The organism is Enterococcus alishanensis (assembly GCF_019218635.1).
In the GTDB taxonomy this organism is placed as follows: Bacteria; Bacillota; Bacilli; order Lactobacillales; family Enterococcaceae; genus Enterococcus_A; species Enterococcus_A alishanensis.
In genome coordinates, this window is the sequence record NZ_JAHUZB010000001.1 from 74,423 (window position 1) to 90,984 (window position 16,562).

A 16,562-nucleotide genomic window follows, 5' to 3' on the forward strand; every position below is an offset into this window, starting at 1 on the left:
TTTGACAGGTCTTTTTTTATTTTCAAGAAAAAATCCTTAGTATTTCTAAAAGATAGCTGATTTTATGAATCAAAAGTTTCTTTTCAAGGGAACTAATGATAGAATATACTAGCGAGTTTATACGTATAAACGAATGAGGCTAAAGGAGTACTGTAAAAAATGGCGAACGTGCTTAAAAGATTAATCGAAAATGATAAAAAAGAATTAAAACGTTTAGATGGCATTGCAAACAAGATTGAAGAATTTTCCGAAGACATGGCAAAATTATCAGATGAACAACTGCGAGGAAAAACTGACGAATTCAAACAACGCTATCAAGCGGGAGAAACTTTAGATGAGTTATTACCCGAAGCTTTTGCGACAGTTCGTGAAGCAGCAAAACGCGTTTTAGGCTTATACCCTTACCACGTCCAATTAATGGGTGGGATCGTATTGCATGATGGCAATATCCCTGAAATGAAAACAGGTGAAGGTAAGACTTTAACAGCGACTATGCCAGTTTATTTAAATGCGATCACTGGTCAAGGGGTTCACGTAGTTACCGTGAATGAATATTTAGCAACCCGTGACTCAACTGAGATGGGTGAACTGTATAATTTCTTAGGTTTAACAGTTGGTTTAAATATTAACTCTAAGAGCAGTGATGAAAAGCGTGAAGCTTACAACTGTGATATTACTTATAGTACCAATAATGAATTAGGCTTTGACTACTTGCGGGACAACATGGTAGTTTACCGTAACCAAATGGTACAACGGCCATTAAATTATGCCATCGTTGATGAAACCGACTCAATCTTAATCGATGAAGCTCGGACACCATTGATTATTTCTGGTGCAGCTGAAAAATCAACAGCGCTATACAATCGGACAGATAACTTTGTCAAACGATTGGTAGAAGAAGATGATTATAAGATCGATGTCCAATCAAAAACAATTGGCTTAACGGAACAAGGAATTGCCAAAGCTGAAAAGAATTTTAACTTAGAAAACTTATATGATATCGAAAATACTGCCTTGACTCACCATATGGATCAGGCTTTACGGGCAAACTACATTATGTTGCGAGACATTGATTATGTGGTTCAAGAAGGCAAAGTTTTAATCGTTGACCAATTTACTGGTCGGATCATGGATGGTCGTCGTTATTCTGACGGTTTACACCAAGCGATTGAAGCCAAAGAAGGCGTGGAAATTGAAGATGAAACCAAAACGATGGCGACCATCACTTTCCAGAACTACTTCCGGATGTACAAGAAATTATCTGGGATGACCGGTACAGCGAAAACCGAAGAAGAAGAATTCCGTGAAATTTATAATATCGAAGTTATTCAAATCCCAACCAACAAACCAGTTATTCGGGAAGACCATCCAGATTTACTTTACCCAACTTTGGAAAGTAAATTTCATGCTGTGGTACAAGATATCAAAGAACGCCACCGCAAAGGTCAACCATTACTAGTCGGTACTGTTGCCGTTGAAACTTCTGAATTACTTTCTAACATGTTAAATGAAGATGGCATTCCTCATGAAGTGTTAAATGCGAAGAATCACTTTAAAGAAGCTGAAATTATTATGAATGCTGGTCAAAAAGGCGCGGTAACCATCGCTACCAATATGGCTGGTCGGGGAACCGATATTAAATTAGGCTTAGGTGTTATCGAAGTTGGCGGTTTAGCCGTTATTGGTACTGAACGTCACGAATCACGCCGGATTGATAATCAGCTACGTGGACGTTCTGGTCGTCAAGGTGACCCAGGGGTTTCACAATTTTATCTATCATTGGAAGATGACTTGATGAAACGTTTTGGTTCAGAACGAATCAAAGCTTTCTTAGATCGCTTAAATGTTGAAGATGAAGATGCAGTTATTCAAAGTAAAATGTTAACTCGTCAAGTTGAATCAGCACAAAAACGGGTAGAAGGTAATAACTACGATACACGTAAAAATGTCTTGCAATACGATGATGTAATGCGGGAACAACGGGAAGTTATTTACAAACAAAGACAAGATGTCATTATGGCGGAACAAGATTTATCGCCACAATTATTAAATATGGTTCGCCGTTCAATCTCACGGGTAGTTGATGGACATACCCAAGGGGAACAAAAAGATTGGAATCTTGAAGGAATTAAAGATTTTGCTGGTAATGCGTTAGTCCATGAAGACAAGATTGCCGTTAGTGACTTAGAAGGTAAGAAACCTCAAGAAATCAAAGATTACTTGTTGGAACGAGCAAAAGAAATTTTTGATATGAAAGTCGAACAGCTACAAAGTCCAGAACAATTATTGGAATTTCAAAAAGTAGTTATTCTACGAGTTGTAGATACTAAATGGACGGATCACATCGATGCGATGGATCAATTACGTCAATCAGTTGGTTTGCGGGCATATGGTCAAAATAATCCATTGGTTGAATATCAAACAGAAGGCTACAAAATGTTTGAAGACATGGTCGGCGCGATTGAATATGAAGTAACTCGTTTATTCATGAAAGCTGAAATCCGCCAAAATGTCCAACGGGAACAAGTCGGTGAAACCCAAGAAACGCATCCAGTTGAAGCAGACGGTGATCAAGTACCACCTGCAAACAGCCAAACGCGTGGCGTGCCACCAACAAATCTAACACCAGAAATGATTGAACAATTCAAACATGCTGGCAGAAATGATCCATGTCCTTGCGGCAGCGGTAAAAAATTCAAAAATTGCCACGGCAAAGAAGTATAAGCTAAAGAAGCTCTAGAACCCGGCGCACTGTGAATAACGGTGTTCCGGTTCTTTTTTAAAGAAAGAAGGAAACCTTTTGGAAAATGCAGAAATTCGTAACATGCTTGACCAACTGCAGGAACAAGTAGTCAGCTTTAGGGGGTCCCTTTGACCTCGATCAGCTAGAAGAAGCAATTGCTGAAGCGGAACAAAAGATGTCTGAACCAGATTTTTGGGATGATCAAGAATCAGCCCAAACCTTAATCAATCAAAATAATTCCGATAAAGCTACCTACGACCAATTCACTCATTTGAGTGAGGAAGTAGAAGAATTAAATCTAATGATGGACATGCAGCAGGAAGAATTTGATCCTTTGATGCAGACTGAATTAGAAGAACGGCTAAAAGAAATCAACAGCCAAGTGGCAAGTTTTGAATTGGCGCTCTTATTGGATGGTCCCTATGACAAAAACAATGCTATTATCGAAATTCATCCTGGTGCTGGTGGTACCGAGTCGCAAGATTGGGGTTCGATGCTACTAAGAATGTATACTCGCTGGGCAGAGCAACATCAATTTTCTGTTGAAACGATTGATTATCAAGCGGGCGATGAAGCTGGAATTAAAAGTGTGACTTTAATGATTAAAGGTCTTAATGCATACGGCTACTTGCGATCTGAAAAAGGCGTTCACCGCTTGGTACGAATTTCTCCATTTGATTCGGCTAACCGTCGCCATACTTCTTTTTGTTCTTTAGATGTCATGCCAGAGCTGGATGATAATATTGATATTGAAATTAATCCAGATGATTTAAAGGTGGATGTATATCGGGCAAGTGGTGCTGGTGGTCAGCATATTAATAAGACTTCTTCGGCAGTACGGATTACTCATTTACCCACTGGAACAGTCGTGGCTAGCCAAGCCCAACGTTCCCAATTTCATAACCGTGAAACAGCTATGAATATGTTAAAGGCAAAACTGTATCAGTTAGAATTAGAGAAAAAAGAACAAGAAGCGGCGGCTTTACGTGGAGATCAAATGGACATCGGTTGGGGTTCACAAATTCGTTCTTATGTCTTCCATCCTTATTCAATGGTGAAAGATCACCGAACCAATTATGAAACCGGAAATGTTCAAGCAGTGATGGACGGAGACCTAGATCCATTCATTGATGCCTACTTAAAATGGCACTTAGCTCAAGGCAACAATTAAAAATGAAATGAAAATGTAACCTTATGAAAGCCACTTGCAATGTTAGCGTGTTATAATAGCAAAGAATTTTATAGAGAATTTGGAGAGATAACCATGATTGAAATGCAGGATGTAGTAAAGAAATATCCTAATAAAACAACCGCTGTTCGTGGTATTTCAGTAAACATCGACCGCGGTGAATTTGTTTATGTTGTCGGTCCTTCTGGTAGTGGGAAATCAACTTTTATCAAATTGATGTATCGTGAAGAAAAAGCTACTTCTGGTAATAAATTAGAAGTTGCTGGTCATAATTTATTGAAAATCAAAAACAAAGAAGTCCCTTATTTGCGCCGCGATGTCGGTGTCGTTTTCCAAGATTTTAAATTGTTGCCTCGTAAGACAGTCTACGAAAATGTCGCTTATGCCATGCAAGTTATTGGTCGTAAACCGCGAGATATCAAAAAACGAGTGATGGAAGTGCTAGACTTAGTTGGCTTAAAACACAAAGTCCGAGTTTTTCCTAATCAACTATCTGGTGGGGAACAACAACGGGTGTCGATTGCCCGAGCAATTGTGAACACGCCTAAAGTTTTAATCGCTGATGAACCAACTGGTAACTTAGATCCTGATACTTCTTGGGAAATTATGAAATTGTTAGATCGTATTAATCAACAAGGCACGACAATCGTTATGGCAACCCATAATAAAACCATCGTAGATACGATGCGTCATCGGGTTATTGGTATTGAAAATGGCTTGATTGTACGTGACGAAGCGGAAGGAGAATACGAGTTTGATGATTAGAAATTTTTTCCGACATTGGTGGGAAAGTATTAAGAATATTAAACGCAATGGTTGGATGACGATTGCTTCTGTTTCAGCAGTTACCATTACTTTAACCTTAGCAGGTGTCTTTTTAGCAGTTATCTTAAATGCAGCCAAACTGGCACAAGATGCAGAAGGCGATGTTGATGTAACAGTATTTGTTGACGTTGAAACCAGTAAGGATGATCGTGATGAGCTAGCCAGCCAATTACGTGATTTAAATCATGTAGACAAAGTAACCTTCTCTAGTAAAGAAGACCAGCTAGAAAATATCAAGAAACAATATGGTGATGCTTGGAGCCTATTCAGTGGCGATGACAACCCATTATTTGATGTATATGTGGTACAAACAACCGATGCCGAATATGTGCGCTCAGTTGCCAATGATGCAGGTGATTTAGCCAATGTCTATCGAGCCGATTATGGCGGTGCCTCGGCAGATCAATTAATTCGTATCGCAAGAGTCGTGCGAACGTGGGGCTTAGGAGCAGCATTATTGCTGGTCTTTGTAGCAGTCTTCCTGATTTCCAACACGATTCGAATTACGATTTTATCCCGTAAACAAGAAATTCAAATTATGCGTTTAGTAGGGGCTAAAAATGGTTACATCCGTTGGCCATTCTTCTTAGAAGGTGGTTGGATTGGCTTAATCGGTGCCATTATCCCAGTTCTGATTGTCACTTATGGTTACGAACAAGTCTATCAATTAGCTGCTCAATACTTGGTGCAATCTGGTTTAGATTTATTGCGACCAAGTCAGATTGTCTGGCAGTTAGATGTCGCGATGGTAGCGACAGGCTATTTGATTGGTTCATTAGGCTCAGTGATGTCGATGCGCCGTTTCTTAAAAATATAAAAGTTTTAGACTGGAATCTTTTGTTCCAGTCTTTTTTTGTAAGAAATGCTGGTGTAAATTGTAAGAATTTTTTTACAGAGCTTGCCTTTAAAAAAATCTAGGACTAAAATAGCTAAGTAAATAAAAAACTGCTACCGAGTAGTTAAGAGAGTGCCAATTTCGTTAGGTCGATGAAGAAATTGGTGGCTCTCTTTTTGTATTTTTTTAGGAGGGATTTTTGATGGCGTGGATTGAATTAATTATTGCAGGTGTGTTTGAAGTTTTTTGGGCGACGACGATGAAGTTGAGTCATGGTTTTAGTAAGTTAAGCTTTTCGGTCTTAACAATTGTCGGAATGATCGCCAGTTTTTATTTTTTGGCGAAAGCTATTAAGGTTATGCCCATGAGCTTGGCTTACCCTATTTGGACAGGGATAGGAGCCGTGGGTTCGATTTTGATTGGGATCTTTTTTTTCAAGGATCATTTATCTTTGTGGACAGAATTTTTTGTGGCTTTATTGATTATAGGCATCATCGGAATTAAGGTGACTAGCGGGCATTAATTGTTTTTTATATTTACCCAGTGGCGACTTTTTGCTATGCTTAACTCTAAGGGGTGAGGCGTGTGGGGTTTGTGTGGAACAATATTGGGACAATTTTTTTAGTGATTAATACAATCTTATCGTTGATTATTGTGTTTCGTGAACGTAAAGATACGGTCCACACGTGGGCTTGGTTATTAATTTTGACCTTTATTCCTGTTTTGGGATTTGTTTTATATATATTTATTGGTAAGGGGATTTCCAAAGAAAAGATTTTTGATTTGCGGATGCAAAATAAATTAGGGTTAAATATTGAGATTGCTGATCAGCAACGTGCGCTAGAGCGGGGACTTTTTCCGAAGCCGAATACGAATTTGGTAGATTCTCAGCAATTGATTTATATGTTAACGATGTTTGAAAGCTCTCTTTATACGATGAATAATGATATCAAGCTGTATACGGATGGACGTGAAAAGTTTGACGCTCTGATCGCTGATATCCATCAAGCAAAATCTCATATTCATATGGAATATTATATATATCGGAGTGATGCACTGGGGATTGAAGTGCGGGATGCCTTGACTGAAGCTGCTAAACGTGGTGTGAAAGTCTTATTACTCTTAGATGCATGGGGATCCACTCAAGTAAATAATAAGTTTTTTGCGCCGCTGATTGAAGCTGGTGGTTTGGTGGAGTTTTTCTTCCCATTATTTGTCCCTTACTTAAATCCGCGGATGAATTATCGCAATCACCGCAAGATTGTTGTGATTGATGGAACGATAGGCTACACTGGCGGTTTTAACGTAGGAAATGAATATTTAGGTTTGGTTTCGACTTTTGGCTATTGGCGGGACAATCATTTGCGGATAGTCGGTGATGCGGTTTACACTTTGCAAAATCGTTTTATGATGGATTGGAACTCTCAGCATAAGCATGAAGTAGCTTATGATGTAAAATATTTCCCGGAAAACTATTCGATTGGTCATTATGCTAGTCAAGTCGTCTCTAGTGGTCCTGATAGTGAACATGAACAGATTAAGATGACTTATTTAAAAATGATTAATTTGGCAAAAAAAGAAATTTTGATTCAGACGCCGTATTATATTCCAGATGCTTCGATTCATGAGGCGCTTAAGTTGGCATTATTGTCAGGTGTAAAAGTTCGTTTGCAGATTCCTAATAAGCCAGATCATATTTTGGTCTATTGGGCGACCTATTCTTTTGCGGCAGAATTATTGGATTATGGGGCAATTATTGAGACTTATGAAGCAGGATTTATTCATGCTAAAACAATGATTATTGATGAAGGGATCGCCTCTGTTGGCTCAGCCAATATCGATGTTCGTTCTTTTAGATTGGACTTTGAAGTTAATACGATTATTTACGATAGTGGTTTTGCTAAGCAAGTTCGAGATGCATTTTTTGAGGATTCAGAGAAATCTCACTTGCTGACAAAAAAGATTTATCAAGAGCGAGGACTGTTGATAAAATTCAAAGAAGGAATCGCTCGTCTGATTTCACCATTGTTATAAAACTTTTAATTTTCAGTTTGGCTGGTTCATGTTAAAATGAACTAGCTTATTTTTTTGTCAAAGGAGAATATTATGAAAAAATGGTTACTGCCTATTTTATTAGGTACAGTCCTTATATTATCTGGTTGTGCAAAATGGATTGACCGCGGAGAATCGATTACAGCGGTGGGATCTTCGGCGTTACAACCGCTTGTAGAAACAGTTGCTGATGAATATCAAAACGATCATCCCGGCGAATTTATCAATGTTCAAGGGGGAGGAAGTGGGACTGGTCTGAGCCAAGTCCAATCTGGTGCGGTCGATATTGGGAATTCAGATTTGTTTGCTGAAGAAAAAGATGGCATCGATGCCTCTAAATTAGTTGATCATCGGGTAGCGGTAGTAGGTATCACACCCATTGTAAATAAAAAAGTTGGCGTAAAAAATATCAGTCTAGATAATTTACGTAAAATCTTTTTAGGTGAAATCACGAACTGGAAGGATGTTGGCGGCAAGGATCAAGAGATTGTCATTTTAAACCGTGCATCTGGAAGTGGAACCCGTTCGACTTTTGAAAAATGGGTATTGGATGGACAAACTGCGATTCAAGCACAAGAACAAGATTCCAGCGGCATGGTGCGACAAATTGTTACAGATACACCAGGCGCAATCAGCTATACTGCTTTTTCTTATGTGACAGATGATGTGCAAACATTAAGTATTGATAATGTTGAACCAACGGATGAAAATGTGGCGAATAATGCTTGGAAAATCTGGGCGTATGAACATATGTATACTAAAGGTGAACCAACAAAATTAACCAAAGAATTTCTTGATTATATGGTTTCTGAGCATGTTCAAGAAACGATTGTTTCAAAATTAGGTTATATTCCGATTTCTCAAATGAAAGTCGAACGCAATGCCGCCGGCGATACAACTGAATTATAAAAATGATTTCCAGTGAATGAAATTTCACTGGATTTTTTATTTATTTACATATTTACACAAAATTTACAATTGTTACAAAAACAACATAGAAGGTTAAAGAGAAATTGATTTTCGCCTTGTAAAATAGCGGTGTTAGATTATTTTTTTTGAGGGAGTAAAGAAATGAATAATGAAGATGTGAAAAAAGCACTCACAACAAAATCTAAACGTGCAAGAATTGAACAACGGGGGCGCCTGATTAGTTTTGCTTGTATTGCACTAATTGTTTTTGTGGTAGCAGCGATTTTTTATTTTGTTGCCAGCAAAGGTTTAGCAACATTTTTTGTAGATAAAATAAACGTAATGGATTTCTTATTTGGAACTGATTGGAATCCAAGTGCCACTGGTCCTGATGGCAAACCAATGGTAGGGGCTTTACCCATGATTGTCGGCTCTTTTGTCGTTACTTTCATGTCGGCGATTGTGGCAACACCATTTGCGATTGGTGCGGCTGTATTTATGACTGAGATTTCACCTAATAAAGGTCAACGCTTTTTACAACCAGTCATTGAACTATTAGTAGGAATTCCTTCAGTAGTATACGGTTTTATTGGTTTATCAGTAATTGTTCCAATGATTCGTTCAGTATTTGGTGGGACTGGTTTTGGGATTTTATCTGGAACCTTCGTCTTGTTTGTAATGATTTTACCAACAGTTACCACAATGACCGTCGATACGTTAAAATCAGTGCCACGATATTATCGTGAAGCTTCTCTAGCTTTAGGAGCGACACGTTGGCAAACCATTTATAAAGTGGTGTTGCGGGCAGCGATTCCTGGGATTTTAACAGCTGTTGTTTTCGGTATGGCGCGAGCTTTCGGTGAAGCTTTGGCTATTCAAATGGTCATCGGGAATGCCGCATTGATGCCAACAAGTTTAATTACCCCAGCTTCAACTTTAACTTCAATCTTAACTATGGGTATCGGAAATACTATTATGGGTACTGTTGAAAATAATGTCTTATGGTCATTGGCATTGATTCTATTATTCATGTCATTAGTCTTTAATATTTTGATTCGCTACATTGGGAAAAAGGGGGAAATAACAAATGGATAAAGCAAAACGCGCAGACAAAATTGCGACGGGAGTCCTTTATTTTATTTCTGGCCTAATCGTTTGTATTTTGGCTTTCCTACTATTATATATCTTAGTTCGAGGCTTACCGAATATCTCACTAAGCTTCTTGACTTCACCGTCAAAAGCTTATGAAGCCGGTGGCGGGATTGGGATTCAATTATTTAACTCAATCTATTTATTATTGGTTACCATGGTGATTAGTTTTCCAATTTCTTTAGGTGCTGGGATTTATTTATCTGAGTACGCCAAGAAAAACTGGATCACGAATGTCATTCGGACATCGATTGAAATTTTAAGTTCGTTGCCTTCAGTAGTAGTTGGTTTGTTCGGTTTCTTGATTTTTGTTATTCAATTTGGCTATGGCTTCTCGATTTTATCAGGGGCTTTAGCGTTAACGCTGTTCAACCTACCGTTATTGACTAGAAATATCGAAGAATCTTTGCGGGCGATTCACTATACTCAACGAGAAGCAGGCTTGGCTTTAGGTTTGTCACGTTGGGAAACCGTAACAAAGATTGTCGTACCTGATGCTTCACCAGGGATTCTAACTGGGATTATTTTAAGTTCTGGTCGGATATTTGGGGAAGCGGCGGCTTTGATTTATACTGCTGGACAAAGTGCACCAGCTTTAGACTTTTCAAACTGGAACCCATTAAGTGTTTCTAGTCCGATTAGTATTTTCCGTCAAGCGGAAACATTGGCGGTACACATTTGGAAAATTAATACAGAAGGTACAATGCCAGATGGATCAGCTGTTTCAGCCGGAGCTTCTGCTGTATTGATTATCGCTGTTTTATTATTCAACTTTGGTGCCCGCGCAATCGGCAAACGACTTCACAAAAAGATGACTTCAGCATAAGGAGCAACATAATGAAAGATTATAATTGGGATGAACGCAATATTATCAGCATGCCTGGTGAAATTGCTTTGCATACAGAAGATTTACATGTGTTTTACGGTAACAACGAAGCGATTAAAGGAATTGATCTGGAATTTGAAAAAAATAAGATTACCGCGCTAATCGGTCCTTCCGGTTGTGGTAAATCAACTTATTTACGTTCTTTAAATCGGATGAATGATGGCATTGCCGCAGCTCATGTAACTGGAAAAATTATGTACAAAGATGTCAATATCAATGCCGATAACATTGATGTTTACGAAATGCGCAAAAGAATCGGCATGGTTTTTCAACGACCAAATCCATTTAGTAAATCGATCCGTGACAACATTACTTTTGCTTTGAAACAACACGGTGAAAAAGATAAACATAAATTAGAAGAAATGGTCGAAACCAGCTTAAAACAAGCAGCATTGTGGGAACAAGTCAAAGATAACTTGGATAAAAGTGCCTTAGCCTTGTCTGGCGGACAACAGCAAAGATTATGTATCGCCAGAGCAATTGCCATGAAACCCGACATCTTACTATTAGATGAACCAGCTTCGGCCTTAGACCCGATCTCGACCGGGACAGTGGAAGAAACTTTGGTACAATTAAAAGAAGATTACACCATCATTATCGTGACCCACAATATGCAACAAGCCGCACGGATCAGTGACTACACTTCTTTCTTTTACTTGGGACATGCCATCGAGTATGACAAGACGACTAAAATCTTTACCCGACCAAAAATTCAAGCCACCGAAGATTATGTATCTGGCCATTTTGGTTAGAAGAGTGTGCTGAGAAATTTAATACCTTGAAATGGAGTTGCCAGTTCTACTTAGCGCTTTTTGCTTTAGTAGAATGGTAGTCGTACGGAAAATAAAACTAAATTTCTGGCAAGAAATTTAATACCTTGAAATGGAGTAGACGACAAAATATGGCTGACAAAATTATTACTTCAAAAGATTTGCACCTTTATTATGGTGAAAAAGAAGCCTTGAAAGGCATTGATTTAGCCTTTAATAAAAATGAAATTACTGCTATGATTGGTCCATCAGGTTGTGGTAAATCAACTTATCTACGTTGTTTAAATCGGATGAATGATTTAATTCCGGGTGTGACAATCACAGGAAGCGTTGATTATAAAAACCGCGATATTTACAGTCCAAAGACAGATACCGTTGAGTTGCGAAAAGAAATCGGAATGGTTTTCCAACAGCCTAATCCATTTCCTTTCTCAATTTATGAAAATGTTATTTACGGATTGAAATTAAAAGGGGAAAAGGATAAACAAGTCTTAGATCAAAAAGTCGAAGAAAGTTTGCGAGCAGCCTCGGTTTGGGAAGATGTGAAAGACAAACTTCATGAGAGTGCTTTGTCTTTATCTGGTGGGCAGCAACAACGGGTATGTATCGCCCGTGTTTTGGCAGTAAATCCTGAGATCATTTTATTAGATGAGCCTACTAGTGCGCTAGATCCAGTTTCGACTGGGAAAATCGAAAATATGCTGTTAGAATTAAAAGAAAACTATACAATTATTATTGTGACCCACAATATGAGTCAGGCTTCACGTATTTCTGACAAGACTGCCTTTTTCTTGCAAGGTGAGTTAATTGAATTTGATAAAACGAAAAAAATCTTTTTAGATCCAGCAAAACAAGAAACAGAGGATTATATTTCTGGTAAATTTGGCTAAAGACGAGACAGAGAGCACCTTAGTGGAGGGAAAAAAATGTTACGAACACAATTTGAAGAAGATTTATTAAACTTGCATAACCAATTTTACGAGATGGGGATGATGGTTTCTAGTGCCGTCCATAAATCGGTGCGATCTTATATTGATCATAACAAAGCATTGGCCCAAGAAGTCATTGATCATGATATTGAAATCAATGAGATGGAAGTCAAATTAGAAAAGAAAAGCTTCGAAATGATTGCCTTACAACAACCGGTTACCACGGATTTGAGAACGATTATTACGATTATGAAAGCGAGTTCTGACTTAGAAAGAATGGCTGATCACGCGGTGTCAATCGCCAAATCAACGATCCGACTAAAAGGCTTGCCACGAATTTTAGAAGTCGAAAAAGAAATCAACGAAATGTCTGATTACGTGAAAAAAATGGTAGACAACGTGCTAGTTGCTTACGTAAAAACTGACGAAAAAGATGCTCGGATGATTGCGAAGATGGACGAAACTATCAATGATTACTTCCAAAAAATCTATGACATGACCACCAATACAATGGAAAAAGATTCAGAAACGATTATTAGTGGAACAGATTATTTACACGTGGCTGGTTACTTGGAACGGGTTGGCGACTATGTGACCAATATCTGTGAGTGGATTGTTTACTTAGCAACTGGAAAAATTACTGAATTAAATTCGAATCGAAATGAAAATTTTTAATATAAAAACAGTAGTTCTTAATTAGTAATTGTTAAGAACTGCTTTTTTTTATGAAAAAAATTCATAATATATTGCTATTGACCTATAAAAAAAGGGAAAAAAACATAAAAATAATATTTTTTTGCCAAAAAGTATTGTAAACGGTTTCAAAAAAACTTCGACTGCTCATTATGAGGCTATAGTTAGCTTATTAATCAAGAAAAGAGCGGTGAGAGGTAAATGAAAAAAAGGCTATATTTATTAGGGTTTCTTTTAAGTGGTCTGTTTTTAGTAGGGTTTTCTACTCCAGTGTTTGGGACTGAGGTAAATACGATTGCGGATTTAGAAAATGCAGTCAATCAAGCTAGCAGCAATCAGACAATTACTTTAGGGGATACTTTTCCGACAGAGATTGATCAAACGATCAAATTAAAAGAGACAGCTTATCAGACAGTTATTGATGGTGGTGGAAAAACCTTACAGGCAGCAGTTGGAAAAAGTGTGCAAATTTTTTCTTATGGGGCTGGTACTGGAGATACCAATTCTGAGTTGACTTTGCAAAATCTGAAACTGGCAGGGAATGGTACGACAGATAAAAGTAAAGGTATTGATGCTGGTGGTTACACTGGAACATTGATCTTGGACAATTTATCAATTAGTCACTTTAATGGTGGGGGTCATGGTGGTGCGATGTATATCGCTAGCAATACAGCCATCAAAAACTCGAATTTCTCTGATAATGTAAATTACAATGGTGGTTATTCTGGTGGAGCGATTGGCACGGCTGATGGCTTCAGCAAAAAGTTATCAATTATGAATACACGCTTTAATAATAATAGTACAACAGATGTTACCGGTCCGGTGGTTGGCGGTGAGGGTGGCGCCATTCATTTTCATCAGCCTGCAGCAACAGCAGTCATTGAATTAAAGAACAATTATTTTGAAGGAAACTCTGCAGCAAAAAATGTCCAAGAAACGAATCAATATTCTTTATTGGCTGATGGTGGGGCACTTTCTTTTTGGAATGTTAAAAAAGGAGTCACCATTCAATTAACAGGAAATACTTTTGCCAATAATATTGCCGGTGATGATGGTGGCGCTATCTTACTGCAATCAAATGAAAGTATTCCTAGTGGTATTACTTTTAAGAATAATACTTTTTATGGCAATCAAGCTTTAGGAAATGATAAGGGTTCAAATAGCGGTGGTGCCATTCAGGTTTTTGCCGTAGGACTTCGTACGATTAACATTGACTACATTAATAATAGCTTTATTAATAATTTTGCTACTTATAGTGGTGGAGCAATTGGAAACAGCGGTTCTTGGGGCATCGGTGGTGCTGGGAAATTTTATAATAATTTATTTGTTGGTAATATTTCACAGTCAGATGCGAAGACTAACAACGTTGGTGGCGCAAAAACAATCTCTAAAAAGAATTCCAATATCGGACTTGAAGAGGATGTTACCATGGCGGATGTTTTTGGTTTAGATACGATGGATTTGTTGGAAAATTACGGAAAGATTTCCGCCGGTGCCGCAGTAGATGGTTCGACTACTATTATTCCGACTGTACCGATTGCTCCTGAAAAAGTGGCAGATGATAAAATTGACAATTATGTTGATGGTATTGATTCTGTCTTGGATCAGAGAGGGAGACCACGACCAGATGAAACGGATTTAAATACTAATGGCTTGAAGTCTGATCCTGGTTCAGTGGAAATCAATTGGCTTAAATATGATGCTAACGGAGGAACCTTTGAACTAAATAAGGCCTTAACAACATATGATGGAAAAATTTATTATGAAGGTGAAAATCCTACAGCGTATTATCAAGTTGGCTACGATCAGTTGGCAACAACAATTGTTGATGGCGCAAATACATTGAAGGCAACTAAAGCCAATGCTAAATTTTTAGGCTGGTCAGAAAATAAAGCTGCTACAAAACCAGATGTTGGTTTAGAGGTCGGAAAAGCCATCAATATTGTTAAAGGCAATCAAACTTTATACGCTATATATCAAGAAAAAGCAGCTGACGTAAAAGTTCGTTACATCGAAATTGATAGTGCAGGAAATGAAGTAAAGGAATTAGATCAGATAACTCTGACTGGCTTTGTTGGCGATTCTTTCGAAGCAGAAGTAAAAATGTTTGAAAACTATGGTCTGGTAAATGTTAAAGATGGTGCAGGAAATCCTTTAACCAGCATGAGTGGTACCTTTACTGATCAAGCACAAACCATTATTTTTGAATATAAACCAGATGTTAGTACGGTTGTAGTAAGTCACCAAGATGAAGCAGGAAATCCTTTAGCAGACACTAAGATTTTAACAGGTAAAATAAATTCAGCTTACACAACTTCTGCCGAAACAATTAGTGGTTATAGTTTAGTCGCTACACCGACAAATGCTAACGGAAATTATGCTGAAGATATTACTTACGTAAAATATATTTATAAAAAAGATACTATTGCTGGTGGTCAAGTCACTATTAAATATCAAGATGAAGAGGGCAATCCTCTGTTTAGTCCAGATATTGTAATCAATCAAGATATAGGGACCGTTTATAATACTGAAATAAAATCTTTTGAGGGTTACACGTTAAAAGCAGTTAAAGGACAACTTTCAGGGCTTGTTACAGATGAACCACAAGAAGTGGTGTTAGTTTACCAAAAAATCAAACAGGGTCAAGATCTTGGAACTGTTTTAGTGCATTATGTTGATGAAACAGGTTTGCCAATTGCATTAAGCGAAGTAAAAACAGGGGAAATTGATGAAGCTTACGACACGGAAGCTAAAAAAATTAATGGTTATACGGGACCGAAAATTCCAGATAATGCCAAAGGGACCTATAGCAAAGATTTAATAACTGTGACCTATGTTTATCAAAAGATACCAACGCCTGTCGAAACTGGTAAAGTTACCTATTATTATCAAGATGAACAAGGAAAAGAGCTAGCTGATGCCAAAGAAATAACTGGAAATGTCGGTGACGTTTATCCAGGGACAAATACTGATGTCATTAAAACAATTCCAGACTATTATTTAACAGAAGTGAAGGGTAATTTGTTTGGTATTTATCAAGCACAACCACAAACAGTTACTTTAATTTATGCAAAACAAGCAGTAAAAAATGGCTTAGTCATTACTAGATATCAAGATGAACAAGGTGAAGATATTGCCATGCCAGATTTTTCAATTGGAGCCATTAATACTGCTTATGAAACAAAACAAAAAACAATTGATGGATTTACCTTCAAAGAGACAAAAGGAAATACTAAAGGGAAATATAGTGATGAAGTAATTACTATCATCTATGTTTATAGTAAAAATGAACCGACCATCCCAACAACGGGGGGCAAAAATACTTCAAATTACATTGGTTCAGGTGGTAATGGACTAGCACCAACTAACTATGTTGCTACTAATACAGCAAAAACTTTACCAAAAACGGGAGAAAATAAAAAAATATCTAGTATTTTATCGATAGTCGGAATTATGTTACTAGTAGGTGTCGTAATGATTATCTATCGACGAAAAGCCGAAAATCACTAAACATCCTGAAAAAAACTGCTGAATTTTTTTCAGTAACTTTTTTAAATCAGACCTATGACAAGAACGGATTTC

13 protein-coding genes and 1 pseudogene are annotated in these 16,562 nt (G+C 37.7%); all 14 read left to right on the plus strand.

Features of this window, described 5'->3' with window-relative positions; all coding sequences use genetic code 11:
• Positions 1-159: 159 nt before the first annotated feature.
• Positions 160-2,533 (plus strand): annotated as a pseudogene (secA, locus tag KUA55_RS00400) (preprotein translocase subunit SecA); the annotation flags it as partial.
• A gap of 98 nt (positions 2,534-2,631) precedes the next feature.
• Positions 2,632-2,724: an SEC-C metal-binding domain-containing protein gene (locus KUA55_RS18685; RefSeq protein ID WP_425514592.1), complete on the plus strand. Its 93-nt coding sequence runs from the start codon at positions 2,632-2,634 to the stop codon at positions 2,722-2,724.
• Positions 2,725-2,800: 76 nt separating this feature from the next.
• Positions 2,801-3,914, plus strand: a protein-coding gene (gene prfB / locus KUA55_RS00405; protein WP_218324194.1) for a peptide chain release factor 2 whose coding sequence is annotated in 2 segments (ribosomal slippage) — positions 2,801-2,872 and positions 2,874-3,914 — 1,113 coding nt in all. Because the reading frame shifts where the segments join, the coding sequence is not laid out codon by codon here.
• A 93-nt stretch (positions 3,915-4,007) separates the two neighbouring features.
• Complete coding sequence (ftsE, locus tag KUA55_RS00410; protein WP_218324195.1) at positions 4,008-4,697, plus strand: cell division ATP-binding protein FtsE; 690 nt, start codon at positions 4,008-4,010, stop codon at positions 4,695-4,697.
• Positions 4,690-5,574: a permease-like cell division protein FtsX gene (ftsX, locus tag KUA55_RS00415; protein WP_218324196.1), complete on the plus strand. Its 885-nt coding sequence runs from the start codon at positions 4,690-4,692 to the stop codon at positions 5,572-5,574. The genes ftsE and ftsX overlap by 8 nt, the downstream gene beginning before the upstream one ends.
• A gap of 220 nt (positions 5,575-5,794) precedes the next feature.
• The gene (locus tag KUA55_RS00420) at positions 5,795-6,115 is read left to right on the plus strand and encodes a DMT family transporter (protein ID WP_218324197.1); all 321 of its coding nucleotides are present in this window, start codon (positions 5,795-5,797) and stop codon (positions 6,113-6,115) included.
• Between the two features lie 62 nt (positions 6,116-6,177).
• On the plus strand, positions 6,178-7,626 hold the full coding sequence (gene cls, locus KUA55_RS00425; RefSeq protein ID WP_218324198.1) for a cardiolipin synthase: 1,449 nt from the start codon (positions 6,178-6,180) through the stop codon (positions 7,624-7,626).
• Between the two features lie 72 nt (positions 7,627-7,698).
• A complete protein-coding gene (locus KUA55_RS00430) occupies positions 7,699-8,553 on the plus strand; it encodes a phosphate ABC transporter substrate-binding protein PstS (protein ID WP_218324199.1) in 855 nt (284 codons plus the stop codon).
• A gap of 162 nt (positions 8,554-8,715) precedes the next feature.
• Positions 8,716-9,648: a phosphate ABC transporter permease subunit PstC gene (gene pstC / locus KUA55_RS00435; protein WP_218324200.1), complete on the plus strand. Its 933-nt coding sequence runs from the start codon at positions 8,716-8,718 to the stop codon at positions 9,646-9,648.
• On the plus strand, positions 9,641-10,528 hold the full coding sequence (gene pstA, locus KUA55_RS00440; RefSeq protein ID WP_218324201.1) for a phosphate ABC transporter permease PstA: 888 nt from the start codon (positions 9,641-9,643) through the stop codon (positions 10,526-10,528). The genes pstC and pstA overlap by 8 nt, the downstream gene beginning before the upstream one ends.
• 11 nt (positions 10,529-10,539) lie before the next feature.
• Positions 10,540-11,340, plus strand: a complete 801-nt coding sequence (pstB, locus tag KUA55_RS00445; protein ID WP_218324202.1) for a phosphate ABC transporter ATP-binding protein PstB — start codon at positions 10,540-10,542, stop codon at positions 11,338-11,340.
• Positions 11,341-11,489: 149 nt separating this feature from the next.
• On the plus strand, positions 11,490-12,248 hold the full coding sequence (gene pstB / locus KUA55_RS00450) for a phosphate ABC transporter ATP-binding protein PstB (RefSeq protein ID WP_218324203.1): 759 nt from the start codon (positions 11,490-11,492) through the stop codon (positions 12,246-12,248).
• 36 nt (positions 12,249-12,284) lie between these two features.
• Positions 12,285-12,962 (plus strand): phosphate signaling complex protein PhoU, encoded by a 678-nt coding sequence (gene phoU, locus KUA55_RS00455; RefSeq protein ID WP_218324204.1) that lies wholly within the window; start codon positions 12,285-12,287, stop codon positions 12,960-12,962.
• A 219-nt stretch (positions 12,963-13,181) separates the two neighbouring features.
• Positions 13,182-16,490 (plus strand): MucBP domain-containing protein, encoded by a 3,309-nt coding sequence (locus tag KUA55_RS00460; RefSeq protein ID WP_218324205.1) that lies wholly within the window; start codon positions 13,182-13,184, stop codon positions 16,488-16,490.
• Positions 16,491-16,562: the final 72 nt, after the last annotated feature.

What these genes read in the sequence shown, in the direction of transcription:
- pstB (WP_218324203.1), top strand. Translation starts at nt 11,490, where the DNA reads ATGGCTGACAAAATTATTACTTCAAAAGATTTGCACCTTTATTATGGT.
- ftsX (WP_218324196.1), top strand. Translation starts at nt 4,690, where the DNA reads ATGATTAGAAATTTTTTCCGACATTGGTGGGAAAGTATTAAGAATATT.
- pstC (WP_218324200.1), top strand. Translation starts at nt 8,716, where the DNA reads ATGAATAATGAAGATGTGAAAAAAGCACTCACAACAAAATCTAAACGT.
- KUA55_RS00430 (WP_218324199.1), top strand. Translation starts at nt 7,699, where the DNA reads ATGAAAAAATGGTTACTGCCTATTTTATTAGGTACAGTCCTTATATTA.
- pstA (WP_218324201.1), top strand. Translation starts at nt 9,641, where the DNA reads ATGGATAAAGCAAAACGCGCAGACAAAATTGCGACGGGAGTCCTTTAT.
- ftsE (WP_218324195.1), top strand. Translation starts at nt 4,008, where the DNA reads ATGATTGAAATGCAGGATGTAGTAAAGAAATATCCTAATAAAACAACC.
- KUA55_RS00460 (WP_218324205.1), top strand. Translation starts at nt 13,182, where the DNA reads ATGAAAAAAAGGCTATATTTATTAGGGTTTCTTTTAAGTGGTCTGTTT.
- KUA55_RS18685 (WP_425514592.1), top strand. Translation starts at nt 2,632, where the DNA reads ATGATTGAACAATTCAAACATGCTGGCAGAAATGATCCATGTCCTTGC.
- phoU (WP_218324204.1), top strand. Translation starts at nt 12,285, where the DNA reads ATGTTACGAACACAATTTGAAGAAGATTTATTAAACTTGCATAACCAA.
- pstB (WP_218324202.1), top strand. Translation starts at nt 10,540, where the DNA reads ATGAAAGATTATAATTGGGATGAACGCAATATTATCAGCATGCCTGGT.
- KUA55_RS00420 (WP_218324197.1), top strand. Translation starts at nt 5,795, where the DNA reads ATGGCGTGGATTGAATTAATTATTGCAGGTGTGTTTGAAGTTTTTTGG.